A 24889-nucleotide genomic window follows, 5' to 3' on the forward strand; every position below is an offset into this window, starting at 1 on the left:
GTGACCAACAGGACTACCGCCGAACTGCTTGCCGAACTCCGCGACAAGCTGGAGGAGGCCAAGGAACCCGGCGGGGAGAAGGCGGTCGCCAAGCGGGAGAAGAAGGGGATCCCGTCGGCGCGGGCCCGCATTCACGCCCTGCTGGACCCGGGCAGCTTCCTCGAGATCGGCGCGCTGGCCAAGACGCCCGGTGACCCCAACGCGTTGTTCGGCGACGGCGTCGTCACCGGCCACGGCACCATCAACGGCCGGCCGGTCGGTGTGTTCAGCCACGACCAGACGGTGTTCCAGGGCTCGGTCGGGGAGATGTTCGGCCGCAAGGTGGCCCGGCTGATGGAGTGGGTCGCCATGGTCGGCTGCCCGATCATCGGGATCAACGACTCGGCCGGCGCACGGATCCAGGACACCGCGACGTCGCTGGCCTGGTACGCCGAGCTGGGCCGCCGCCACGAGCTGCTGCGCGGCCTGGTCCCGGAGATCTCGCTGATCTTCGGCAAGTGCGCCGGCGGCGCGGTCTACTCGCCGATCCAGACCGACCTCGTCGTCGCGGTGCGCGACCAGGGCTACATGTTCGTCACCGGCCCCGACGTCATCAAGGACGTCACCGGCGAGGACGTCACCCTCGACGAACTCGGCGGCGCCGACGCGCAGGCCAGCTACGGCAACATCCACCAGGTGGTGGAATCCGAGGCCGCGGCCTTCCAGTACGTGCGCGACTACCTGAGCTTCCTGCCGGCCAACACGTTCGACGACGCGCCGATCGTCAACCCCGGTATGGAGCCCGAGGTGACGCCGCACGACCTGGAGCTGGACGCGATCGTGCCGGACTCGGACAACCAGGCCTACGACATGATGGAGATCCTGCTGCGGATCTTCGACGACGGCGACGTCTTCGCGGTCGGCGAGCAGTCCGGCCCGGCGATCATCACCGCGTTCGCCCGCGTCGACGGCCGGCCGGTCGGCGTGATCGCCAACCAGCCGATGTACATGTCGGGCGCCATCGACAACGAGGCCTCCGACAAGGCCGCCCGGTTCGTGCGCTTCTGCGACTCGTTCAACACCCCGCTGATCTTCGTGGTCGACACGCCCGGGTTCATGCCCGGTGTGCAGCAGGAGAAGGGCGGCATCATCAAGCGGGGCGGCCGTTTCCTGAACGCCGTCGTGGAGGCCGACGTGCCGAAGGTGACCATCACGGTGCGCAAGTCCTACGGCGGCGCGTATGCGGTGATGGGGTCCAAGCAGCTGACCGCGGACCTCAACTTCGCCTGGCCGACCGCCCGCATCGCCGTGATCGGCGCCGAGGGCGCCGCCCAGCTGCTGGTCAAGCGGTTCCCGGATCCGAACGCGCCCGAGGTGCAGAAGATCAAGGCCGAATTCATCGAGGGCTACAACGCGACCATGGCCGTCCCGTGGGTGGCGGCCGAGCGTGGCTTCATCGACGGGGTCATCGAACCCCACCAGACCCGGCTGCTGCTGCGCCGCTCGCTGCACCTGCTGCGGGACAAGCAGATCGACCGCGTGCAACGCAAACACGGTTTGACCCCGATCTAGGGCGCCACCTGCGGTTGGATGGAGCTGTGTCGAATCACATCACGTCGAATCACATCACCGGACCGAGCCTCGGCGCGCCGCCCGACGACCCGAGGCTGGACGTGTGCGATCTGTACGTGTTCGCCTCGCCGAACGATCCGGCCCGCACCGTGCTGATCCTGACGGCCAACCCGGGTGCCGGGCCGATGCGCCCCGGCGCCGTCTATCGCGTCGCCATCGACAACGACGGCGACCTGCGCAACGACATCGCCTTCAACTTCGTGTTCTCCGAACCCGTCGAGGGTCCGGACGGTGCTCGGCAGAAGGCCGACGTGTACCTCGCTCTCGGCGCCACCGCGAGGGTGGACGCCGCGGCGGGCTCGCGCATCTTCGGTGACGTCGAGGTCTCCTTCGGCAAGACGCCGCACGTCTGGCGATCGGGTGGGTTCCTGTTCTTCGTCGGCGCCCGCAGCGACGCCGCCTTCGTCGACCGCGACGGCATCGCGAACCTGCTGGGCGGAGACGGCGCGCAGAACCCGTGGACGGGGCGGGACGCGCACGCCGGCGCCGACGTGATCGCGATGGCGATCGAACTGCCCACCGACTACCTCGGGGCACGTCCCGACGTGCGGATCTGGGCGCGCGTCAGCCTGCTCGAGGACCGCACCTGGCGCCACGTCGACCGGACGGGCCATCCACTGGTCGCCGACCTGCTGACCGGCCTGGACGGCGCCGCCCCCGGGGCGTTCGCGGCCGGTGAGCCCAACCGGGACCGGGACCGCTGGATCGGGGCGCTCATCGAGGTGATGGGCGAGCTCGGCGGATACCGACGCGAGGACGCGGTGGAGGCGATCAACGCCGAGGGCACGCTGCCGGACATGCTGACCTACCGCCCGGGCAAGCCGACCGCATACCCGAACGGCCGCACACTGACCGACGACGTCGCCGACTACCGGTTGGGCTTCCTGACCGACGGCGGGTGTCCCCCGTCGGGGCTCGCCCCACACGACGACCTGCTGCCCGCGTTCCCCTACCTCGGTGCCCCGCACTCGCGCCGGCCGTGACCACCGAACCCGACTCGCGGCCCCCGCAGTCGATGCTCGTCGACGCATACCGGGTCTGTGAAGGGCTGCCGGTGCTGGGTGGGCTGTTCACGCGCGGCAGACTCGAGGCCAAGGCCGTACTGTCGCTGATCATGGCGGCCGTCATCGACGAACTGGACCTGACCGCGATCATCCGTGACAAGCTGGATGCCGAGGCGATCGAGGCCGTCATCGCCCGTATCGACCTGATCAACCTCGCCGATCAGGTCATCGACGGCGTCGATCTGCCCACCATCATCCGCGAGTCCACCACGTCGGTCACCGCCGACGTGATGACCGACGTGCGGTCGCAGGGCGAGCGGGCCGACGACGCGGTCGCCGGGTTCGTCGACCGGATGCTGGGCCGCCGGCAGGGCAGGCGTGACCGGTCCCGATAGCGACCAGCCGGGTGTGCCCGATCCGGCACGCGCCGCGGGGATCGTCAGCAGAAGCGTGGCCGCCGTCATCGACCTGTGTGTGGTCGGCGTGCTGCTGGGGATGATGTATGTCGGCCTGCTGCTGGCGCTGCTGGCGGTCCGGCCGGGTGCCTTCCAGTTGCCGGCAATGGATTTGGTCTTCTCCGGGGCCGTCGTGTTCGGTGCCGCGGTGACCTACCTGGCCGCCTGCTGGTCGGTCTCGGGCTGTACCGCCGGGGCCGTGGTGATGGGTCTTCAGGTGGTGGGCCGCGGGGGCTCCCGGCTGAAACCCCACATCGCACTGCTGCGGGGTGTCGGCTACGTGGTTTTCCCGATCGGGCTGGCCTGGGTGGCGGTGGACCCCCGGCGCAGATCGCTGCAGGACATCGTGCTGGGCACCAGGGTCGTCTACGCGCGCCGGTGAACGGCGCCGCTTGTAGGATTCGCCCATGCCGCTGACCAACGGCGAGGTGATCGCGGGCTACACGATCACCCGGTTACTGGGATCGGGCGGCATGGGCGAGGTCTACCTGGCAAAACACCCCCGGCTGCCGCGCTACGACGCGCTGAAGGTGCTCTCGGCGTCGGTGTCCACCGACAGCGAGTACCGCGCCCGTTTCAACCGCGAGGCCGACATCGCCGCCACGCTGTGGCACCCCCACATCGTCGCGGTACACGACCGCGGTGAACACGAGGGGCGGCTGTGGATCTCGATGGACCACGTCGAGGGCACCGATGCCGGCGCGCTGCTGGCGGCGCGCTATCCGCACGGCATGCCACCCGACCTGGTGACCCGGATCGTGGCGGCGGTCGGTGACGCACTGGACTACGCCCACCAGCGCGGCCTGCTGCACCGCGACGTGAAGCCGGCGAACATCCTGATCGCGGACCCGGAAACCGAGAACGAGCGGATCCTGCTCGCCGACTTCGGGATCGCCCGCCGGGTGGGTGAGGTCAGCGCCCTCACCGCGACCAACATGACGGTCGGAACCGTGGCCTACTCGGCGCCCGAACAGCTCACCGCCGATCAGCGCATCGACGGCCGCGCCGACCAGTACGCGCTGGCGGCCACGGCATTCCAGCTGCTGACCGGCGCGCCGCCGTTCGAGCACTCCAACCCCGCGATCGTGATCAGCCGACACCTTTCGGCGCAGCCACCGTCGATCGCGCAGCGCCGACCCGAGCTGTCCGGGCTGAGCGGGAAGCTGCAGAAGGCGCTGGCGAAATCTCCCGCCGACCGTTACGAGCGGTGTGCCGACTTCGCGCGGGCACTGGCGAACAGGACCGGGACGGCGTCGGTCAGCTCGGCGGGGGCACGCGGTGCGGAGACGATGATGGCGGCAGCCGCCGCCCCGTCCTCCGCCGGCGCCAGACACGCCAAGCCGCCTGCGGCCCGGCGATCGCGCGGGCGGGTGATGCTGGCGCTGGCGTTGATGTTGTCGCTGCTGGCGGTCGCCTCGGTGGTGTTCCTGGTGCTCTACGACCGGCACCGGCGGCACGCCGACGAGACCGGATCGACCGCGTCGGGGACGCCGTCGGCCTCGAACGGCAAGGTGGTGCTGCCGGTCGTCGTCGTCGGCGCGGACTGCGCGACGCTGGGCGCCGCCGGGGTGACCGAGGACGGCGACCCGGCCTACTGCGCCAGGATGTCGTCCACCGGCGAGCCGCTGTGGTCGCTGTATCCGGGTGAGATTCGGCGCCCCAGCGGCGCGCCGGCTCCCGACCAGCAGTCCGTCGGTGCCGACGACGACACCCCGGTGCTGGTCTGCATGGAGCAGACCGGGCAGAGCCACGTCGACTGCCACGACGGCATCCTGCAGGAGAACACCGACCCGGGTGCCAACGACACTCCCTGAGCGGATAGGCGCGCGGCATGTCGCTGAGGTGGCCGATTTTGGGGCCGGCAGCTGCGATTCTTCAGCGGAATTGCCGACCAGACGTTCGGTGTGAGTCACCATGTCTGCGAAGGCCACCGCCGTCAGTGGTGGTGCTCGGTCGATGAGTTCAGGGGGATCGATGGGCGACTCATCTGGGTACCGCGACGAGGAGTGGCAGAACCACACCGAGTTCGTCGAGCAAACGCTCCAGCAGCTCCGTCGCGATAACGTGGATTCCCGCACATTGTGCGGGAGACTGGAACGGGGCTGGGTGCGCTGGTCGGCGGAGCGCCGCGCGCAACAGCGCCATCTGGTTCGCGACCTTTGGGAAGCGGGATCGGTGGGAATCCCCCGTGCTGCCCGCTTGAAATTTCTGGCCGGCAATGACAGCGGCGAGAAGCTTGTGCGGCTCACCGATCCCGACTTCGGCCTCGACCCGGCCGAGTTCTTCGTCGTGGATGCGTTCTGGGTCGAATATTCGATGACCGTCCGCGGGATGACTCCACAGATCGACGGGCTCTCCCCGATGGAGGCCAGCCGCCTCATCCGCGAGGAAGCCTGCGAACTTGCGGAGCGACTGGCTCAGCTGGCGTATGCCGAAGCCTGCAACATGCTCTTCATGCTCTTCACCGCCTACCTGTCGGACGCAGCGGAATTTCTCCGTATCCGCTGTGGCTCGGCCGATGTCGACAGTCGTTACGGTCGCGTCTCTGACATCGACAGCGGGACGGTCCGGGCGATCATCGAGCGGTACCGTTGCGGCAGCTTGGGATTCGGCGAGCTGGTTGACCAACTTGTGTCCCGTTGGGGGGATCGCCCTGCAAAGCCAACTGGCCCGGCCTCATGGGCAGAGGTCTACAGCCGCGCCGAGACGAAACGTGATGATGACGACCTGTACTGGATCAATGCTGCCGAAGATCTCGGCGTTCTCACCGCCGACGAAGCCGACACGGTGTTCAGCGCGATCGACGCTGCGGCTGCACTTGGTGGAACTCCCGCCGCAGACGGTCGGCCCGGTGCCCCAGCAATAAGCGATTGGCGGTACTTCACCGCCGTCGATGGGGCGCTTATCCGAATCCCGGCATCGGAGGATCCGCCTCGTCGTGGTCAACGCTATTGGGGAACGCGAGCGGGCTGGATGGCCGGCAGTCCGGGATGTCTCGACTGGGCCGACATGGTGACTGACGGTCGAGGTTATCGACCGGTCGACAAAGAACAGGCTCGGTCTATCCGGAACCATCTCGATGATCGGCCCGGTGGCGTGTTCCGGTGCGGCCTCTTCTGGTTCGACCAGGCACACCGATGGACGGTGCCCCAAGCCCTCGAACGGATTGCCGAACTCGAGGCCGCCACCAACGACATCGTGATGTATTGGACCTGGCAGGAATACCAGTGTGACCGAGAAGAATTGGTCCGGCTCCGGACCTTCCTCCAGGCCGACCAGTAGGCGAAAGCCCGGGAGGGAGGCACGTTCGGTGACGAGGTCAGATCGCGGGCAGCGGCAGCCAGTCGTCGACCGTGAACGCGTCGCCGCGGGCGACCACGGTGGCGCCGCCGTGGCCCGGGTAGTGCGCGGGGATGACCGCGGCGCGCCGCCGGGCCGCCTCGGTCAGCACCCGCCTGCGGGTGACGGCCGCGGCGGTCGGGTCCACGTCGAATGCGCACGGGTCGCCGGGTCTGGACAGCTGGATCGGCGAGTGGGTCAGATCGCCGACGAACACCGCGGGCATCCCGGCGTCCAGCCACACCACCGACGATCCCGGGGTGTGGCCGGGGGCCGGCCGCAGCCACAGGGACTCGCTGATCCGGTGCTCACCGGAGAACAGCTCGATCTGCGGTTCGACGGGTAACACGCTGTCGCAGAACACGATCCGCATCGCCTCGGTATCGCCCGCGCCGTCGGGCGAGAAGAACCGGAAGTCCGGTTCGGGCATCAGGTAGCGGGCGTTCGGGAAGGTGGGCACCCATTGCCTGCCTTCGCGGCGGGTGTTCCACCCGACGTGGTCGGTGTGCAGATGGGTGTTGATGACGACGTCGACGTCCTCCGCCGTGACCCCGGCCGCGGCCAGCGCGTCCAGGAACCCGGTGTCGAGATGGTCCAGCGGCGGCATGTGCGGGCGGTCCCGGTCGTTGCCCACCCCGGTGTCCACCAGTACCGTCAACCCGTCGACCTGCAGTACCCACGTCTGCATCGCGATCTTCCACTCGTCGGTGGTGCGGTCCCAGAACAGCGGCTCGAGCAGGTCGGCCTGCGCGGACCAGGCCGATGGCGGGGTCTGCGCGAACAGCGATGTGCTCATCCGGACGCGGGTCTCCACCACCCGCGACAACACCGCGCGGCCGAACGGGATCCGGCCCGTCAAGGCCTGATCCGCATCGGGCCGGGTGACCAGAGCCCGGAGTGGGTGGCCGAGCCCAGGTCGATCTCGGCCGGTTGGGCGTCGACGACGGTGTCGAAGCGGCGCAGCGATCCCCAGTCCTGTCCCCAGTCGTGCGACAGGTACGTGGACATCACCTGGGCCCGCAGCAGCAGGTCGGTGATGCCCAGCAGGCCGCCGTTCTCGCCGTCCTGCCAGGTGTCGGTGCTCTGCAGCTTGGCGTAGTAGTCCGGCGAGATGCGGAACTTCGGGATGTCGGTGACCCCGTTGGCGTGCCGCATCGGCTGCTGGCACGGGAACGCCAGGCCGACGGCCCAGTCCATCAACACCGGCTGCTCGGAGCCGACGTACTCCTGCACCGAGCGGACCTCGGGCACCCGTGGGGGCGTCACCGCGATCCAGTCGCCCTGTCCGAGCGAGAGATCCTCGGCGATCACCCGCACCGCGACCGCGTCGGTGGGGATCTGCGAGCGCGGGTAGCGAAGGTTGCGCCAGGACGGTTGCGGTCCGATGTCGTACGGGCTGACGCGTCCGGCTGGCACCAGCGCACCGTCCGGTCCCCTGGTGGCGTACTCGAGTTCCACCGTCTGCCCCGAGGCGTAGCCCTCGGCCACGCTGGTGCCCGCGATCGTGCCGGCCGCGGTGATGACCACCAGCGGATGCCCGTCATCGGCGGGCGGCAGCTCATACCACGCCGAGGCCAGCCGGCTCTCCTGCTGCGCGGTTTCGGAGTAGGTGCCCGCCACCGGGACCCGGGCGGGGTCCAGCCCGTAGGGCAGCGGAACCGTCGACCCGTTCACACCCGGCCGGGACAGCTTCTTCGGCGCATTCCAGTCGTAGTCGGTGCCCGGCTGCGGGTTGTTCAGCCTGATCGCCTCCGCGATGATCCGGTCCGGAACACCGTTGGGCGAGAAGCCGACCGGGTTCTCGCCGCCGAGCGGTCCCAGCGGCCCCCAGTCGCCGGGCAGTGCGGTCAGAAACCCGTCGTTGGAGTCGGGCTCGACGAGTACGTCGTCGGCCATGCCGCAGCCGCCGACGAACGCCCGCACGTTGGCCCAACCGTTCGAGTACGTGGGGTACTGCCGGATCATGCCGACCGTCATCGACCCGATGAACACCAGCACCATGAAACCGGCGGCGATCGGAATGGGCGCCGCGGTCAACCGGTCGACCACCCGTGAGCCCGGCCGCGACGAGACGTGCAGCCAGAACGCCCACACCGCGGTGACGGCGAACAGCGCAAGGAAGACCGCACTGACCGTGATCCCGCCCAACTGCGGCACCGAATTGTTGTACGGCACACCGAAGTTGGAGACGTACCACCAGCCGTTCGTGGATGCGAAGCACAACGCCAGTACGAACATCACCAGCGACAGGAACGCCATCCGGTTGCGTGCCGAACGCAGCACCACCGGGGACACCAGCACGGTCGCCAGGGCCGCCATCGCCGCGCCCACCGCAGCGAACAGCCCGAAGTGATGGATCCACTTGGTCGGGGTGAACATCAGGAAGAAGATCGTGGCGAAGATGACGCCCATCAACCGCCACGCGGGTCCGCGCGCGACGCCGGGAATCCGCTTGCGCCGCAACATGATGAACAGCGACGGGAACAGGCACATCGCGGTGAACAGGAAGGCCACCCGGCGGGAGATGGCGCCGTCGGTGGTGGGCAGGATCAGGTAGTAGTAGCGCAGGTTCTCGGTGTACCACTCCTGGCTGGGCCCGATGTCGGTGCGGATCCTGGTGGCCTCCAGCACCGTTGCCAATGTCTGGTCGGCGAACACGATGGCCAGCACCACCGTGCCCGCGGCCAGCAGCGGAGCCACCAGCGGCCAGGTGCCGACCACCTGACGCCTGCGCATCAGGATGCGCAGGATCGGCCGCCCACCGGCCACCAGCGCGGCGACCGCGATCAGGCCGGTGGGCTGAATGCCGAGCGTGAAGGCGGCGGTGGTGATCGCCGCCGCCGCGGGGGTCAGCCGGCCCGTCGTGATGGCGCGCTCGATGAGCACATAGGTGATCAGCGCACCGGTGGCGATCTGTCCCTCCGGGCGCAGCCCGTTGTTGAACGGCATCCACGCCGCCAGCAGCACCAGTCCGGCCGCCCACATGGCCGCGCGACTGCCCGACACCGCCGGGCCGAGCCGGGGCAGTACCTCGCGCGAGAGCAGTAGCCAGCACACCAGCGCGCAGATCAGGTCGGGCAGCCTCATCCAGATGCTGGCGTCGCTGACATGGGTCATCAGCGCCAACAGGTTGTAGTACCAGCCGAACGGGTCCTCGGGGCTTCCGAACCAGCGGAAGTAGTTCGACATGTAGCCGGCGTGGTCGGCCACCCGGGCCATCGCCAGGATGTAGCCGTCGTCGGAGGAGTTCGCGCCGATCACGTACCACAGCGCAAACCCGCCGACCACCACGGCGTCGACGGGACTTGCGGTACGCCAGCGGGTCGGGATCAGGCGGTGCATGCGCCGCCCGTCTAGCCGGTCCAGCCGCCACAACGCCAGCAATGCGACCACGGTCGAGGCGATCGCGAGCAGAATCGCCGCCAGCTTCAGCGCCGTGGGATGGGTGCTGAACCGGGTGTCGATGATCGCCGAGAACGACAGCCCGGGCGGCGCGGGGCCGGCCAGGTCGGTGAACACCCCGACGACGGCGGGCCGCAGGTTGGGATCGTCGAAGCCGGTGCGCAGCGGCTCGCCGTCGGTGTCTCTCAGCCCGACGAACTCGGCGTAGGTGCCGTCCAGCGACGACGTGATGTCCAGGCGCGAGCAGCCGGGTGTGCCGGTGACCCGGTCGCGGTCGACGGTGGCCACCACGACGTTTCGCACGATCACGTCGACCCGGGACTCTGTGACGTTGACCAGCATCGCGTTCAGCGCGGCATCCCTGCCGTCCGCCGGCGCCGTGCCGAGCACCAGGCCGCCGTCGGCGGGCATGTCGCGGATCACCTGGCACGGCACGCTCGCGGTCAGGCTCACCGGGGCCTGGGAGATCAACGGGGCCGTCACGTCGCCGAGTTGCCCCTGCTGCGGCCAGTTCAGTGTCGCGGTGGTCTGGGTGACCGGCAGCAGCGGGGTGGCCACTGCCAGGACGAACCCGAGCAGGCCGGCGATGGCGGCGACCCACCGGGTCACCCTAACGTCCCCGCCGTTCACGGCAGCGCCCTGATCGCCGTTCACGGCGGTGTCTGATTCGCCGTTCACGGCGGTGCCCGATTCGCCGTTCACGGCAGTGCCCTGATCGGTCCGCCCCGGCTCCATCCGAACACCCGTACCGACCCCTCCTCGATGACGGCGTCGGGCGCCTGCTCGGCCGGCACCACCCGGTCGTAGCGCTCGATCGCACCCCAGTCGCGGTACCAGTCACCACGCAGATACGTCGGGATGGCCGAGGTGGTCAGCAGCGCCTGGATGAACAGGAACGGCCCGCCGTTCTCTGCGGCCAGCCACTGGTTCGACGAGATCACCATCTGCTTGAAGTTGGGCAGGATTCGGTACTCCGGCAGCTCGGCCACCCCCAGGTGCTCGGCGAACGGGCGCTGGCACGGGAAGTTCGCCGCGGTCGCGATGTCCATCAGCACCGGCGTCTGGGCGCCGAGGAACTCGCTGGCGGTCTGCAGGATCGGCACCCGCGGCGGGGTGAAGCCGAACCACTGATCCTCCGACAGGTTCGGATCGTCGGCGACGATGCGGGCCACGTTGGCCTCCGGCGGAGCCGACGACAACGGGAAACGCAGGTTGCGCCAGGCCCGCTGGTTGAACACGTCGATCGGCTGGACCTCGTCGAGCGCCTGGTAGGACCCGTCCGGCCGGTGCACACCCCACTGCAGCTTGAGTGACTGGCCGTAGTTGAACGAACCGTCCTCGTTGTAGTACCAGATCGCGCCCACCGCGGCGACGGTCACCAGCGGCCGGTCCGCGGGATGCTCACCCGCGGTGAACGGCAGCTGATACCAGGCCGAGGTGGCCTTGGCGGCCATGGTGTTCTCGTCGTAGCTGCCCATCACCGGGGTGCGGGCCGGATCGAGCCCGAACGGCAGGAACACCCGCGATCCGTTGACCCCTTCCGGGCCGTAGCCGCCGCCGGTCCCGGCGGCGTAGCCGATGCCGATGTTCGGCTTGTCCACCGGGGCGTCGGAGTTCACCATGCCCGGGTTGCCGACGAAGGGCTCGGGCGGCTCGAGGGTGTCGCTGACCCCGTTGGGGGTGAAGCCGACGGGCTTGTCGCCGCCCAATGGGCCGTACCTTCCGAACCGCTGTCCCGGAACGGGCGTCAGCAGGCCCGCGTTGGTGTCGGCCTCGACCAGGACGTCGTCGGCCATGCCGCAGCTGGCGTCGGACAACCCCGAACGCAGCGCTGCCAGGTTCGCCGAGCCGATGGTGTAGACCGGGTAGCGGCCCGCGGCGCCCTTCAGCATCGATCCCAGTTCCAGCACCACCATGATCGTGGCCACCACCAGCAGCGGGGTGGACGCGATCGCGCGGTTACGGCCGGTGTCGGCGACCTCGGTGTGGCCGGCATAGTCGATGCGGAAGTGCAGCCAGCCGGCCAGCAGGCCGCAGGCGATCGCAAGCACCAGGAAGATCGTCGTGACCGGCTGGCCGACGATTACCGGCTGTTTGTCGAACCACGGCACACCGTAGTTGCCGGTGTAGAACCAGCCGTTGATGCCCGAGGTGGCCCACGCCAGCACGAACAGCAGCGCGGTGACGTAGAGCGCGAGGTTGCGCCTGCTGTGCAGGCCGACCCGGGCGAAGGCGAACGCCGTGACAGCGCCCAGCGCGCCCGCCAGGCCGGCGAACACACCGAACTGCACCGCCCATTTGGTCGGGGTGAAGGTCAGCAGTAGCAGGCCCACCGCCGTGCTGCCGACGATCCGCCACACCGGCCCGTTGACCGCGCCGGGCACGCTGCCGCGGCGCAGCAGCACCACCAGCAGGCCGAACAGGCACAGCAGCAGGACCAGCACCGAGAACCGCCGGGTCAGCGAGCCGTCCACACTGTCCTCGACGGTGAGGAAGTAGTAGCGCAGGAAATCCTGGTACCACGGGATCGTCGGGCCGACCGTGTACTTGATGCGGGCCGACTCGGCGACGGTGGCCAGCGTCTGGTCGCGGAACACGATGACGAACACCAGCGATGCCGCCGCGGCCAGCGGGGCCAGTTGGGCGGCCAGCCCGTCGGTGCGGCGCCGGCCGGCGATCACCCGCCACAGCGCGCGGGCCGCGACCAGCAGCGGCGCCAGCGCGACCAGGCCCTGCGGCGCCAGCGTGACGGAGAACATCGCGACGACCACCGCCACCGCCGCGGGCCACAGCTGCCGGGTCGCCAGCGCCCGCTCGGTGAGCATCCACACCGCGATCACGCCGAACGCGATGAGCGGTTCGGGGCGCAACCCGTTGTTGAACGGCAGCCACGCCGCGAGGAACACCGCTCCCGCCGTCCACACCGTGACGCGGTTGGCGGCCAGCCGCCTGCCCAGCCGGGGCAGCACACCGTGGCTGAGGATCAACCAGGTGGCGATCGCGGCGGCGGTCGCGGGCAGCCGCATCCACACGCCCGCGGTGCTCACCGAGGCCAGGTGGGCCAGCACGCTCTGATACCAGTCGAACGGGGCCTCGGAGGCGCCGAAGTAGCGGAAGTAGTTCGTGGCGTAGCCGGCCTCTCCGGAGACCCGGGCGATCGTGACGTTGTACCCGTCGTCCGACGACGTCGCGCCGACGACGTGCCACACCAGCAGTGCGCCGATCACGCCGACGTCGGCCAGCCACGTCGCCGGCCCCGCACGGTACCGTCGCCAACCGCCGGTCGGGCGCCGGCCCGCGGAACGGTCCAGCACCGACAGCGCCACGACCGAGGCCAGCACACAGAGCACGCCGAGCACCATCACCGCCAGCTTCAGCGTCGTCGGTGTGGTGATGAACCGGGTGTCGACGTCGATGGTGGCCGTCACGCCGCTGTCGGCGCCTGATGCTCCCGCCGGGGCGGCTCCGGCCGGCGCCCGCAGTTCGGTGAACACCCCGGACACCTGAGGGCGCTTCTCGGCGGCCAGCGTGCCGGTGGCGCCCGGGATGCCGGCGAAGTCCGCGCCCACCTCGGCCACGTTTGCCCACACATGCAGGGTGCTGCACGCGCCGCCGTCCACCGCGTCGCGCGGCGCGACCGCCGCCACCGAGTCGCGGAACGCGACGACCACGGTGTCGGGGTAGGCGCGCACGAACAGGCCGTTGCGGCCGGCGTCGATTCCGCCGGGCGGGTTGGTGGCGAACACCAGCCCGCCCTCGGCGGGCAGCGTGGCGATCGCCTGGCACGGGATGACGGCATCCAGCGACTTGGGCGCCCCCGACACCAGGGGTGCGGTGACGTCCATGATCTTGCCGTCCGCGTCGACCGTCTGCGGCCAGTGGATCGTCGCCGTCGCCTGGACCACCGGCAGCAGCGGGGTCAACCCGCACAGCACCATCCCGACGAATCCCGCGACGATCGCGATCAGGCGGACAGGCGGGGCGGACACGAGGCTCGATGGTATGCGACGAACCTAATGACGCAGCGGCGCCGGGCTCCACAGGCCGCTACGCGTCGCCGAGCCCAGATCGATGCGGGCGGGTTCGGCGTCGGGGTAGAACGGCGTGAGCCGTTGCAGGGCACCCCAATCGCGGAACCAGTCGTCCTTCAGATAGGTGGGCACCGTCGTCGCGCGCAGCAGCAGCTCGGTGATGCCCAGCGGGCCGCCGCCGAGGTTGTCCATCACCGGCGAGTTGGCCTCCGCGCCGAACCGGTCGGGCAGGATGCGCCACTCGGGCACCTCGATCACGCCGTTCTGGTGACCGAACGGGCGCTGGCACGGGAAGGCCAGGCCGACCAGCCAGTCCAGCAGCACCGGATCGGTGGATCCGACGACGTCCTGCAGCGTGCGCAACTCGGGGATGCGGGGCGGGGTCAGCGCGATCCAGTGCGACGGGTCGAGGTCGTCGTCGGTGGCGACCAGCCGGATCCGGGTGGCCTGCGCCGGGATCGCCGACAGCGGCGCCCGCAGGTTCCGCCACGCCGGCGCGGCGCCGATGTCGCCGAACTCGATGTCGCTGGCGGGCTGACCGTCGGGTCCGGCCCACTGCACGGTGACCTCGTCGGGGTCGAAGCGGCCGGCCGCCGAGACCACGAGCAGCGGACCGGCCTGTTCCCGGGGCGGCAACTGGTACCAGGCCGAGCGCAGGAACGCGGGCTGCTGGGTGCCCGCGCGCCAGCTGCCCAGCACCGGGGTGCGGGCCGGGTCCAGCCCGTAGGGCAGCCGGGCACGTGACCCGTTGACGCCGGCGGCGGCCGTGGTGCCGCCCTCGGTGCCCGCCTCGCTGCCGGTGACCACGCCACTGGCGGAGTCGGCGAAGTTGTCCGAGCCGGGCTCCTCCATCACCGGATCGGCCGACACGTCGGCGGGAATGCCGTTCGGGCTGAATCCTTCGGAGGTGGCCGCGCCGAGGCCGTCGCCAACCGGCACCCCGACCGGCTGGAGCAGGCCGGCATTGGGATCCTGTTCGACCAGGACGTCCTCGGCCATGCCGCACGTCTTGCCGGTGAGCGCCTGCAGGTTGGAGCGGCCCACGCTCCACGCCGGGTACTGGTTGATCATGCCCAGGGTCAGCGACAGCACCTCGAACACCACCAGCGCCCAGGTGGCGATCGCCAGCGGGGGCAGCGCGATCCGCCGCCGGCCCGCCTTGTCGCCCTCCGGCGGTGGGTGACCGTTTCCGGTGAAGTGCAGCCACGTCGCCACCAGCAGGGCCAGCGCTGACAGGCCGAGCAGCATCGTCATGAAGCCGAATCGGAACTCCGGGAAGTCGTTGGACCACGGGACCCCGAAATTGGAGACGTACCACCAGCCGTTGACCGTCGCGAACGACAGCGCGGTGACGAACAGCACGGCCGCGGTGAACAGGGCGCGGTTGCGCGCCGAGCGCATCGCCGCCGCCGAGACCGCCACCGCGGCCAGCGCGCCCAGTGACCCGGCCAGTCCGGCGAACACGCCGAAGTGGTGGGTCCACTTGGTGGGGGTGAACATCAGCGCCAGGAACGAGATGACGGTGATGCCGATGATCCGCAGGCTCGGGCCCGCCGCCGCGCCCGGGATCCGGCCCTTGCGCAACGTCATCGCCACCGACACCGCGAGCGCCAGCAGCAGTGTCAGCACGCCGAAGCGACGTGCCACCGACCCGTCCGGGCTGGTGGTGAACAGCCGGGAGTAGCGGATGTGCTCGTCGAACCAGGCCAGGCTCGGGCCGACCGACGACTTGAAACTGCTGGCCTGGAGCTCGGCGGCCAGGGTCTGGTCGCGGAAGATCAGGATGATCGTGACCGTGGCCGCCGCCGCGATGGGCGCCAGCAACGCCAGATAGCCGAATCTCGACGTGTGGGCGGCCACGATGGTTTTCAGCGGCCCCACGGCGACCAGCAGCGCACCGATCGCGGCGATGCCGGTGGGGCCCGAGAACAGCGTCAGCGCACCGATGATGATGGCGATCGCGACCGGCAACAGCCGGCTGGTGGCCACCCCGCGCTCGACCGAGCACCAGGTCAGCAGGATGCCGAGCGCGATGATCGGCTCCGGGCGCAGGCCGTTGTTCAGCGGCAGCCAGAACGCCAGGAACAGCCCGGCCGCCGTCCAGGCCGCGGCGCGGCTGTGCTTGACCGCCGAGCCGAGCCGGGGGATCACCTCACGGCTGATCACCCACCAGCAGGCCAGCCCCATCAGCAGGGTCGGCAACCGCATCCACACGCTGGCCGTGCTGACGTGCGACCACAGCGCGAGCAGGTCGTAGTACCAGCCGAACGGCGCCTCCGGGGTGCCGAACCACCGGTAGTAGTTGGCCATGTAGCCGGCGTGCTCGGACACCCGCGCCATCGTCAGGATGTAGCCGTCGTCGGCGGTGTTCGCCCCGACGAAGTGCCACCACACCAGCACCGCGGTGACCAGCCCGTCCAGCGGGGTCATCGACCACCAGCGCGGCGGCAGGAACCGGCGGTGCCGCATTCCGTCGGCCTGGTCCAGCACGTGCAGTGCGCCCAGCGCGACGGCCGTCATCGCGACCCCGACGATCATCGCCAGCAGTTTCAGCAGCGTCGGCGAGGTGCTGTAGCGCGAGTCCACGGTCGCCGAGAACTGCAGGCCGGGCGGTGCGGGCCCGGACAGGTCGGTGAACACCCCGACGATCTGGGGGCGGAAGTCGTAGCCGCTGCGCTCGCCGCGCAACGGCTCGCGGGGCGCGGTCGCGTCGTCCCCGTCGGGCTCTGCGGTGAGGCCGACGAACTCGCCGGTCACCCGGTCGGCGTGCGCGGTGAACCGTAGTTCCCGGCAGTCCGGGCCGAGGACCTGGTCCATCGGCGCGCTCACCACCGGGGTGTTGCGGACGATGACCAGCAGGTCGTTGTTGACCCGCTCGATGAGCAGCCCGCGGTCGACGGCCTTGGGCGCCTGCTTGGGGACCGTGGACAGCAGCACGGTGCGGCCCGGCCGATCCAGCCCGGCGGCGGCGCGGCACGGCACGGTGATCTCGAGGTCGGTGGCCACGTAGCCGATCAGCGGGGCGTCGACGCTGGCCAGCACGCCGTTCTGCGGCCAGTTCAGTTCGGCGGTGGTCTGTTTGACCGGGAGCAGCGGGGTGGCGACGGCCAGCGCGGTCCCCAGCAGACCCGCGATGACGGCGATGAGGCGCGCTGTGCGGTGGTTGGCACCCCCATTTGCCGGCTCTCGGACCACGGGGCTAGATGGTAATTGGCTTGCGGATGGCCAGGACGAACGGCCCGATCGTGGACACGTCGAACCGCGGATCGTCGAACAGCGCGTCGTCGAGGGCCACATGGTAGCGGCGCACGTTGGGCTGGTTCGGGTACACGTCGGCGGCCAGTCGCAGCGTGTAGGTGTCGTTCGCGCCGCGGCGCATCAGGAACACCGTGGGCGGCGGCCAGGGCATGGCGTCGAGCGCCTCGATGAACTGGTCGGCGTCGGTCAGCCGGGCCCAGCCCTCGATGGCCGCGGCCCGCTCGTCGAACTGGGCGAGCGGGTTGGCGTAGTGCGAGGTGAGCCCCTGGAACCCGTAGTAGGGGTAGTAGGACAGCAAGCTGTAGTCGGCGGTCATCACGACGGTCTCGTTGCGGGGCCGGCCGGTCACCTGCCGGATCCGGTCGTCGACCTCGCGGTAGTACTGTTCGGCCCCCGGGGGCCGGCGGTCGGCGCGCTGGCCGTAGCCGTCGGTGTCGGTGTAGGCGACCACGATGTCGGGGCGCAGCACGCCGGGGATGTCCTGGGCGAACGTCACCGCCCCGAGCGCCCCGATCGCGGTGGCGACGGCGACGACGGCGCGGGCGTTGTGCGGCTGCACCCGCGCGGTGACCGCCCGGGTCACCTCGATGAACCCGAACGCGCCGGCCGCGGTGAGCAGGATCGTCAGCGTCGGCTGCAACCGGAACGACAGCAGCGTGGTGCCCGCCAGCGTGGTCAGCATCGACAGCAGCGACCACGCGTAGACCGTCAACACCGCGATGGCCAGCGCCCCCGCCCGCGTCGAGTGCCGCGCTCGGACCACCAGCCACAGCGTGCCGAGCATGCACAGCGCACCGAGCAGGGTGAACTGCAACATCGGGAACGACAGGACGGCACCGTCGGAGGGCAGATAGTGCTGTGCGGTGCCGGTGTCGGCGGGCGTGCCGCGGGCGGCGGCGATCAGGTACGGCGCCCAGCCGACGAGCGCGATCAGCCCGGCGATCACCGCGATGGTGAGTAGCCGCAGCAGCGGGTCCCGTCGCCTGCCCGCCGCGGCGGCCACCGCCGCCATCACCGTCAGCGTGAACGCCGCGAAGCCGAACAACAGGGTGTAGGACAGCGCGGCGACGCCGAGGAAGATCCCCACCCCGACCACGGCCGCCCATCCGCCCCGGCCGCTCGGCCCGCCGGCGCGCAGACCCGACCAGGCCAGCACGAAGATCGGGGGCAGCAGGACCGCGATGACGGCCGCGTAGGGCTCGGCGGAGGAGTAGGCCAGCGCAGCGGCGGCGGTGGCCGTGGAGACCACCAGCGCGTACTCGAACCGGATCATCGCGGCCCACAGCACCAACGCCAGCGTGACCGCCACCGTGATCGAGATGATCGACCACGGTTTGAACATCTCCCACGCCGGGGTTCCGGTGAGCGCGGCCAGCCTGCCGCCGATCCAGAACCAGCCCGGCGGGTAGAACGGCGGCAACCCGATGTAGGTCATGTCGTGCAGGTGCGGCGAGTCGGTCAGCCTGGTCAGGTATTCGGTGCGGAACTGCTGGTCCACCGAGATCCCGAACAGGTAGAGCCGGGTGGCGCCCAGCGGCATCGCGAGCGTGACGACGGAGAACGCGGCCAGGAACAGCACCGCGCCCAGCCGGGCCGACGTCTGTCGCCCCCGCCGCCAGATCCAGCCGGATGCCACGAGGCCGACCAGGCAGGCCACCTGACCGACGGTGGTCAGCGCGTGCAGCTGGTTCGACGAGTTGTAGGCGGGCCACTCGACCCGGGCGATCGCCGCGAGGCTGACCACCGCGACCACCACGCTGATGGCCGACGCGACGGCCATCTGGCCGAACACGGCCAGGGCGGGACGCATCAGATGGGCAGCTTGCGGAAGATCGGGCGGGGGATGTGGCGCAGCACCATCATCACGTAGCGGAAGGCGCCGGGGGCCCAGACCAGGTCCTTGCCCTGCGCCGACGCGGTGACCGCGAGCTCGGCGACGTACTCCTTGTCGACGGTCAGCGGAGCTTCCTTGACGTGCGCGCTCATCCGGGTGCGCACCTGGCCGGGCCGGATGACCAGGACCCGGACCCCGAACTCGCGCAGCGCCTCTCCGAGTCCGAGGTAGAACCCGTCCAGCCCGGCCTTGGTAGAGCCGTACACGAAGTTCGACCGCCGGACCCGCTCGCCCGCCGCCGAGCTCATCGCGATGATCTGGCCGAAGCCCTGGGCGCGCATCTTGTCGCCGACCAGCACGCCCACCGACACCGCTGCGGTGTAGTTGATCTCGGCGATCTGCACGGCCTTGCGCTGGTTCTGCCACAGCTCCTCGGCGTCGCCGAGCAGCCCGAACGCGACGATCGCGACGTCTATGTCTTTGTGGTCACCGCCGGCCCAGGCCGCGTCGATGACCGCCGGATGACTCGCGGTATCCAGCGCGTCGAAGTCGATCACCTCGACCGAGCTTGCGCCGGCCTGCTCCATCTGGGTCCTGGCGGCGTCGCGCAATGGATCGCCGGGGATGCACGCGAGCACGATCCCAGCGGGTGCGTCGCGCAGATAGCGTTCGCAGATCGCCAGGCCGATCTCGGAAGTGCCGCCGAGCAGCAGGATCTTCTGGGGGTTTCCGGTCGCATCGAAGACCATCTACAGCAGCTCCAGTCGTCGGGCCATGTCGGAGGCGAACACGCCATCGGGGTCGACCTTGCGGCGCAACGCGATCCACTCGTCGATCCGGGGATACATGGCGTGGAAGGTCGCGGCGGTGGTGCGGGAGTCCTTGGCGGTGTAGAGCCGGCCGCCGAACTCGAGCACCCGCCTGTCCAGCCCGGTGAGGAACTCGCTGAGCCCGGGCTTGATCTGGAAGTCCACGCAGACGTTCCAGCCGGGGATCGGAAAGCTCAGCGGCGCATCGTTTCCGGGGCCGAACAGCTTGAACACGTTGAGGAACGAGTAGTGCCCCGAGCGCTGGATGTCGATCATGATCCGCTTGAACTCGTCGACCGCCTCGGTCGGGACCACGAACTGGTACTGGGTGAAACCGATCGATCCGTAGGCGCGGTTCCACTCGCCGACCATGTCCAGCGGGTGGTAGAACTGCGTCAGGTTCTGCGCCTTGCCGCGGTAGGTCTTGCCCATCCGGTACCACAGCGCCGTGGCCGCTCCGAAGATCACCTTGTTGCCCAGCCCGTTGGGGAAGATGTCGGGCGCGGTGAAGTATTGCGGCGCATCGAATTTCAGCGGCGACTTCTGCAGCTTGACCGGCAGCTGGTCGATCGTCGCCAGCGAGCCCCTGGAGATCACCGCCCGGCCCAGCTTCGGCGGTGGGCTCATCGCGTCGAACCACGCGCTGGAGTACGTGTAGTTGTCCTCGGTGCCGTCGGTGTGGAAAGCGATGGTCTCGTCGAGTCCGGTGGTGACGTCGCCGTCGGCGATGAAGTAGGCGGTCTGCGTCGGGGTCATCTCGATGGTGGCGCGCAGGATGATCCCGGTCAGCCCGTTGCCGCCGACGGTCGCCCAGAACAGGTCGTGGTCCGCACCGGTGGGGGTGAGGTGGCGCACCTCACCGTCGGCGGTGAGGAGGTCGAGCGATCGCACGTGGTTGCCGAAGCTGCCCGCGCTGTGGTGGTTCTTGCCGTGGATGTCGCAGGCGATCGCCCCGCCGACGGTGACCTGGCGGGTGCCCGGCAGCACCGGGACCCACAACCCCAGTGGGAGCGCGGCGCGCATCAGTTGGTCGAGGTTCACCCCGGCATCCACGTCGACGAGGTGGCTGTCGGCGTCCATCGAGTGGATGTGGTGCAGTGCGCTCATGTCGACGACGAGGCCGCCGCCGTTCTGGGCGTTGTCGCCGTAGGATCGGCCGAGCCCACGAGCGACGACACCACGGCCGGCCTTGCCGTCGGCGGCCTGCCGCACCGCCTCGACGATGACCTCGGCATCGGGGGTGGACAGCACACGGGCCACGGACGGGGCGGTGCGCCCCCACCCGGTCAGCCGCTTCGCGGTGGTCGGAAACTCGGTGCTCGACATCGACACAGAGGGTACCGCCTGGCAGGTACTACTCCACGCTGCGCAGCCGGAAGATGATTGCGCGCTGAACCACGAAGTTGATCACGGTCGCCGTGCCCTGCGCGATCACGAAAGCAACGACCACCGCGGTCGGTGTGTAGTCGAGCAGATGCAGGAAGAGGTGGTTGAGCCCGACCTGGACGGTGAAGGTCATGATGTAGAGCGCCCACACCGCGACCAACCGGGCCGTGCTCGGGGGCGCCTGAAACGTCCAGCGCCGATTCAGCAGGTAGGCCGTCGTGGTTCCGGCGATCCAGCCGATGGTCTTGGCAAGGTCGGGCTGCATCCCGCCGATCCGGTACAGCAGCACATACAGCCCGAAGTCCACGACCGCCGACAGCCCGCCGGTCGCGATGAAGCGCCAGATCTGAGTTCTCAGGCTCAGCTGCGGGGACATCGGAGGCTCGGCCACGCGGGCAGCTTACGGGTTGGCGGTCGTGGCCAGCGCGCAGCGCCGACACAGGACGCGATCACCGGGCAAGGTCCAATTCGCCCAGCGTGCATCTACTGCGAAAAATGAGGCCTCGAATCGCAGTGGACACACGCTCGGTGCCGGCGCCGGCGGGAAGTGCCATTGGACCCTCATCCGGGTCGACGCATTCCCCTTGAAGGGCGCGCCGGTACCGGCGACGATGGGGGCATGGACGCCACCGCAGCCCCCGTCACCGAGCTCAGCGACGACGAAAGCTGGCAGCTGCTGTCGGCGGTGACGCTGGGCAGGCTGGTGACCACGGTGGACGGCTGGACCGAGATCTTTCCGGTCAACTTCGTGGTGCAGAACAAGACCCTGCTGTTCCGCACCGCCGAGGGCACCAAGCTGCTCACCTCGGTACTCAACGAGCATGTGCTGTTCGAGGCCGACGACCACAACGTCGTCGAGGGCTGGAGCGTCGTGGTGCGCGGCTCCGCTCATCTGCTGACCACCTCCGACGAGATCACCCATGCCGAGCACGCCGGGCTCTATCCGTGGGTGGCCACCCAGAAGCTGCGGTTCGTGCGCATCACGCCGGAGTCGCTCAGTGGACGGCGGTTCGTCTTCGGTCCGGAACCCGACAGCGGCACGGTCGCGGGCTGAACCGGGCTCACACCCAGTAGGGCACCCGTGCCCGGTACTGGCGCATCGCCAGCGCGGCGAAGATCCAGCCGATCACCGTCAGCGCCAGCACCACCAGCCAGTGCCGCAGGTCCTGCTCGGCACCGAGCAACGGGGCGCGCACGATGTCCAGGTAGTGCAGCAGCGGGTTGAGTTCGACGATCTTGGCCCAGTCGCCGGCGCCCTGGTGCTGCAGGGTCGCCTCGTTCCAGATGATCGGTGTCATGAAGAACAACAGCTGCACGAGGCTGTTCAGCAGCGGGCTGATGTCTCGGTAGCGAGTGGCCAGGATGCCGAAGCACAGCGAGACCCACACGCAGTTGAGCGCGATCAGGGCCAGCGCGGGGATGAACGTCAGGTCGGCCCAGCTCCAGGGCTTGGGGAAGATGATCGCGATGATCACGAAGATGACGATGTTGTGCGCGAACAGGATGATCTGGCGCCACACCAGCCGGTAGACGTGCACCGAGAGCGGTGTCGGCAACTGCTTGATCAGGCCTTCGTTGGCGATGAACACCTCGGAGCCCTCGAGGATCGACGCGTTGATCAGGTTCCAGATGATCAGGCCGAGCGTGACGTAGGGCAGATGCTCGGAGAGTTCCAGCTTGAAAAGCTTCGAATACAGCCCACCCATCGCGACCGCAGTGGTTCCCGTGGCGATGGTGATCCAGAACGGCCCGAGCACCGAACGCCGGTAGCGCTGCTTGATGTCCTGCCAGCCCAGGTGCAGCCACAGTTCCCGCTTGCCGAAGCCCTCGACCAGGTCTGCCCAGGCACGCCCGAACGTCCTGGACTGCGCGGCGGCATCCATGAAAGTCATCGCTTGTTCATCCCGTCGCTTCGCTCGCCCCGGAACCTTTTCCCGTCGCTTCCTTGCGGGAGAACCTCTCCCGTCGGCCCAGGCGCCGCAGCCGGATCCACTCCCTCAGCCCGGCCGGGTCGCGGCGCGACACCAGGAAATACCACCCGAAGCGCAGCCACTCCTGGGGGATCAGCTTGCGCATCCCCGGCTGGGACTGCAGATATCCGCGGTTGCGGTACGTGTAGTACCGCTTGGCGGCGTTGTCCGGGTACTGGGTGTGCATCCGGCCGCCCAGGATCGGCTTGAACTCGTCCCCGCCCTGAGGGTGCAGGTAGATGGCATCCAGGCAGGTGCCGAACGGCAGGCCGGTGCGCAACAGCCGCCGGTGGATCTCCGTCTCGTCGCCGCGGATGAACAGCCGCAGGTCGGGCACGCCGGTGGCCTCCAGCGTGGAGGCGCGAAACAGCGCACCGTTGAACAGGTGCGCGATACCGGGCAGCAGGTCCTCGTGCGGCGCCTCGGCCCGCAACTCGCTGACCCACCGGCGCCACACCACGCCGCGGCGCAACGGGAAGGCCAGGCGTTCGGGTTCGTCCAGATCGCAGATCATCGGCGACACCTCGGCCAGGCCGTACCGCTCGGCGCAGTCCAGCAGCGTCGCCAGCACCTCGGAGTCCTGGGGGCGACCATCGTCATCGGCCAGCCACACCCAGTCCGCACCGAGCGCGAGCGCCTGCAGCATGCCCAACGCGAAACCACCGGCCCCGCCGAGGTTGCGGCGCGAACCGATATAGGTGGACGGGACCGGTTGCCCGGCAACGAGATCGCGAACCCGTTCGTCGTCGTCGTTGTCGACGACGATCAGGTGATCGGGGGCGCGGGTCTGCGCGGTAACCACGTCCAGCGACTTGGCCAACTCATCGACGCGCCGATGGGTGACCACCACCGTGCAGACGGTCTGCTCTTCGCGCAAGCGCTCATCGGTGCCGGTCTGCTCTTCGCGCAAGCGCTCATCGGTGCCGGTCTGCTCTTCGCGCAAGCGCTCATCGCCGATCATGCTGTGCTCTCGCGCGCAGTCTCCTCGAGCACCTCGTGCACGTGTCGGGCCGCGTCCTCGCCCTCGTAGGCACGCACCACGTCCTCGATCCCGCCCGACATCTTGACGGTGCCGTGGTCGATCCACATCGCGGTCTTGCACAGCCGCGCCAGGAACTCGTTGGAGTGGCTGGCGAACACCAGGATCCCCGAGCGTTCCACCAGATCGGACAGTCGTGACTGGGCCTTCTTCAGGAACTCGGCGTCGACCGCCCCGATGCCCTCGTCGAGCAGCAGGATCTCGGGATCGATGCTCGTCACCACGCCCATGGCGAGGCGAACGCGCATGCCGGTCGAATAGGTGCGCAGCGGCATCGACAGATAGTCGCCGAGCTCGGTGAACTCGGCGATCTCATCGACCTTGGCCAGCATCTGCTTCCGCGTCTGCCCGAGGAACAGCCCCCGGATGATGATGTTCTCGAAACCGGAGATCTCCGGGTCCATCCCGACGCCCAGATCGAAGACGGGCGCGACGCGGCCCCGCACGGTGGCGACACCCCGGGTCGGCTCGTAGATGCCCGACAGCAGCCGCAGCAGGGTCGACTTGCCTGCGCCGTTGTGCCCGACCAGCCCGACGCGGTCGCCCATCTGCAATGACATCGTGATGTCCCGCAGCGCCTCGATGACCACCACATTGGATTCGTTGCGGCCGATCGCGCCACCCGCCTTGCCGAGGAAGGCCTTCTTCAGCGAGCGGGTCTTGGCGTCGAAGATCGGGAACTCGACCCACGCGTTGCGGGTCTCGACGTAGGGCATGGAGGGTGCTGCCGAATCGGGAGAACTTGGCACGT

At 69.4% G+C, this 24889-nt stretch carries 18 protein-coding genes; 7 read left to right on the top strand and 11 right to left on the bottom strand.

All coding sequences use genetic code 11. From position 1 onward, the window contains the following. From JDV09_RS02695 to JDV09_RS02720, 6 genes are all read left to right on the top strand, one after another. Window positions 1-1551, top strand: coding sequence for an acyl-CoA carboxylase subunit beta (locus tag JDV09_RS02695; protein WP_221367578.1), 1551 nt, complete (start codon window positions 1-3; stop codon window positions 1549-1551). Between the two features lie 26 nt (window positions 1552-1577). Continuing rightward, entirely contained in the window at window positions 1578-2594 is a 1017-nt protein-coding gene (locus JDV09_RS02700) for a DUF4331 family protein (RefSeq protein WP_308123976.1), read from the top strand. Then, on the top strand, window positions 2591-3010 hold the full coding sequence (locus JDV09_RS02705) for a hypothetical protein (RefSeq protein ID WP_372452831.1): 420 nt from the start codon (window positions 2591-2593) through the stop codon (window positions 3008-3010). The genes JDV09_RS02700 and JDV09_RS02705 overlap by 4 nt, the downstream gene beginning before the upstream one ends. After that, entirely contained in the window at window positions 2994-3452 is a 459-nt protein-coding gene (locus JDV09_RS02710) for an RDD family protein (protein ID WP_308123977.1), read from the top strand. Before JDV09_RS02705 ends, JDV09_RS02710 begins: the two co-directional genes overlap by 17 nt. Before the next feature lie 25 nt (window positions 3453-3477). Next, a complete protein-coding gene (locus tag JDV09_RS02715) occupies window positions 3478-4884 on the top strand; it encodes a serine/threonine-protein kinase (RefSeq protein ID WP_221367579.1) in 1407 nt (468 codons plus the stop codon). 160 nt (window positions 4885-5044) lie between these two features. Then, window positions 5045-6352 (top strand): hypothetical protein, encoded by a 1308-nt coding sequence (locus JDV09_RS02720; RefSeq protein ID WP_221367580.1) that lies wholly within the window; start codon window positions 5045-5047, stop codon window positions 6350-6352. A 37-nt stretch (window positions 6353-6389) separates the two neighbouring features. On the opposite strand, the gene JDV09_RS02725 is transcribed toward JDV09_RS02720, so the two are convergent. From JDV09_RS02725 to JDV09_RS02760, 8 genes are all read right to left on the bottom strand, one after another. Further along, window positions 6390-7205, bottom strand: coding sequence for an MBL fold metallo-hydrolase (locus JDV09_RS02725; RefSeq protein ID WP_221367660.1), 816 nt, complete (start codon window positions 7203-7205; stop codon window positions 6390-6392). 59 nt (window positions 7206-7264) lie between these two features. Next, on the bottom strand, window positions 7265-10513 hold the full coding sequence (locus tag JDV09_RS02730) for an arabinosyltransferase domain-containing protein (protein WP_372452832.1): 3249 nt from the start codon (window positions 10511-10513) through the stop codon (window positions 7265-7267). Continuing rightward, on the bottom strand, window positions 10510-13749 hold the full coding sequence (locus JDV09_RS02735) for an arabinosyltransferase domain-containing protein (protein WP_221367661.1): 3240 nt from the start codon (window positions 13747-13749) through the stop codon (window positions 10510-10512). The genes JDV09_RS02730 and JDV09_RS02735 overlap by 4 nt, the downstream gene beginning before the upstream one ends. A 75-nt stretch (window positions 13750-13824) precedes the next feature. Continuing rightward, window positions 13825-17037, bottom strand: coding sequence for an arabinosyltransferase domain-containing protein (locus JDV09_RS02740; RefSeq protein ID WP_308123978.1), 3213 nt, complete (start codon window positions 17035-17037; stop codon window positions 13825-13827). Between the two features lie 4 nt (window positions 17038-17041). Next, on the bottom strand, window positions 17042-18910 hold the full coding sequence (locus JDV09_RS02745; protein WP_221367583.1) for a galactan 5-O-arabinofuranosyltransferase: 1869 nt from the start codon (window positions 18908-18910) through the stop codon (window positions 17042-17044). After that, a complete protein-coding gene (dprE2, locus tag JDV09_RS02750) occupies window positions 18910-19683 on the bottom strand; it encodes a decaprenylphospho-beta-D-erythro-pentofuranosid-2-ulose 2-reductase (protein ID WP_221367584.1) in 774 nt (257 codons plus the stop codon). Before dprE2 ends, JDV09_RS02745 begins: the two co-directional genes overlap by 1 nt. Next, on the bottom strand, window positions 19684-21069 hold the full coding sequence (gene dprE1, locus JDV09_RS02755) for a decaprenylphosphoryl-beta-D-ribose oxidase (protein ID WP_221367585.1): 1386 nt from the start codon (window positions 21067-21069) through the stop codon (window positions 19684-19686). It abuts the gene before it with no gap. 28 nt (window positions 21070-21097) lie between these two features. Then, window positions 21098-21505, bottom strand: a complete 408-nt coding sequence (locus tag JDV09_RS02760; protein WP_221367662.1) for a GtrA family protein — start codon at window positions 21503-21505, stop codon at window positions 21098-21100. 243 nt (window positions 21506-21748) lie between these two features. Here JDV09_RS02760 and JDV09_RS02765 point away from each other — a divergent pair, with 243 nt between their 5' ends. Next, window positions 21749-22183, top strand: a complete 435-nt coding sequence (locus JDV09_RS02765; protein ID WP_221367586.1) for a pyridoxamine 5'-phosphate oxidase family protein — start codon at window positions 21749-21751, stop codon at window positions 22181-22183. A gap of 7 nt (window positions 22184-22190) precedes the next feature. Here the strand turns inward: JDV09_RS02765 and wzm are convergent, their stop codons facing one another. The 3 genes from wzm to wzt are packed head-to-tail and all read right to left on the bottom strand — an operon-like array spanning window position 22191 to window position 24854. Next, the gene (gene wzm / locus JDV09_RS02770) at window positions 22191-23021 is read right to left on the bottom strand and encodes a galactan export ABC transporter permease subunit Wzm/RfbD (protein ID WP_221367587.1); all 831 of its coding nucleotides are present in this window, start codon (window positions 23019-23021) and stop codon (window positions 22191-22193) included. Between the two features lie 7 nt (window positions 23022-23028). Further along, the gene (gene glfT1, locus JDV09_RS02775; protein ID WP_221367588.1) at window positions 23029-24060 is read right to left on the bottom strand and encodes a galactofuranosyltransferase GlfT1; all 1032 of its coding nucleotides are present in this window, start codon (window positions 24058-24060) and stop codon (window positions 23029-23031) included. Continuing rightward, window positions 24057-24854 (bottom strand): galactan export ABC transporter ATP-binding subunit Wzt/RfbE, encoded by a 798-nt coding sequence (wzt, locus tag JDV09_RS02780; RefSeq protein WP_221367589.1) that lies wholly within the window; start codon window positions 24852-24854, stop codon window positions 24057-24059. Before wzt ends, glfT1 begins: the two co-directional genes overlap by 4 nt. Between the last annotated feature and the right edge of the window lie 35 nt (window positions 24855-24889).

The sequence above is a fragment of the Mycolicibacterium xanthum genome (assembly GCF_019710635.1).
GTDB classification, from domain to species: Bacteria; Actinomycetota; Actinomycetes; order Mycobacteriales; family Mycobacteriaceae; genus Mycobacterium; species Mycobacterium xanthum.

What these genes read in the sequence shown, in the direction of transcription:
- JDV09_RS02715 (WP_221367579.1), top strand. Translation starts at nt 3,478, where the DNA reads ATGCCGCTGACCAACGGCGAGGTGATCGCGGGCTACACGATCACCCGG.
- JDV09_RS02720 (WP_221367580.1), top strand. Translation starts at nt 5,045, where the DNA reads ATGGGCGACTCATCTGGGTACCGCGACGAGGAGTGGCAGAACCACACC.
- JDV09_RS02725 (WP_221367660.1), bottom strand. Translation starts at nt 7,205, where the DNA reads ATGAGCACATCGCTGTTCGCGCAGACCCCGCCATCGGCCTGGTCCGCG.
- JDV09_RS02735 (WP_221367661.1), bottom strand. Translation starts at nt 13,749, where the DNA reads ATGGTGCTGTGCGGGTTGACCCCGCTGCTGCCGGTGGTCCAGGCGACG.
- JDV09_RS02745 (WP_221367583.1), bottom strand. Translation starts at nt 18,910, where the DNA reads ATGCGTCCCGCCCTGGCCGTGTTCGGCCAGATGGCCGTCGCGTCGGCC.
- dprE2 (WP_221367584.1), bottom strand. Translation starts at nt 19,683, where the DNA reads ATGGTCTTCGATGCGACCGGAAACCCCCAGAAGATCCTGCTGCTCGGC.
- dprE1 (WP_221367585.1), bottom strand. Translation starts at nt 21,069, where the DNA reads ATGTCGAGCACCGAGTTTCCGACCACCGCGAAGCGGCTGACCGGGTGG.
- JDV09_RS02760 (WP_221367662.1), bottom strand. Translation starts at nt 21,505, where the DNA reads ATGTCCCCGCAGCTGAGCCTGAGAACTCAGATCTGGCGCTTCATCGCG.
- JDV09_RS02765 (WP_221367586.1), top strand. Translation starts at nt 21,749, where the DNA reads ATGGACGCCACCGCAGCCCCCGTCACCGAGCTCAGCGACGACGAAAGC.
- wzm (WP_221367587.1), bottom strand. Translation starts at nt 23,021, where the DNA reads ATGACTTTCATGGATGCCGCCGCGCAGTCCAGGACGTTCGGGCGTGCC.
- glfT1 (WP_221367588.1), bottom strand. Translation starts at nt 24,060, where the DNA reads ATGATCGGCGATGAGCGCTTGCGCGAAGAGCAGACCGGCACCGATGAG.
- wzt (WP_221367589.1), bottom strand. Translation starts at nt 24,854, where the DNA reads ATGCCCTACGTCGAGACCCGCAACGCGTGGGTCGAGTTCCCGATCTTC.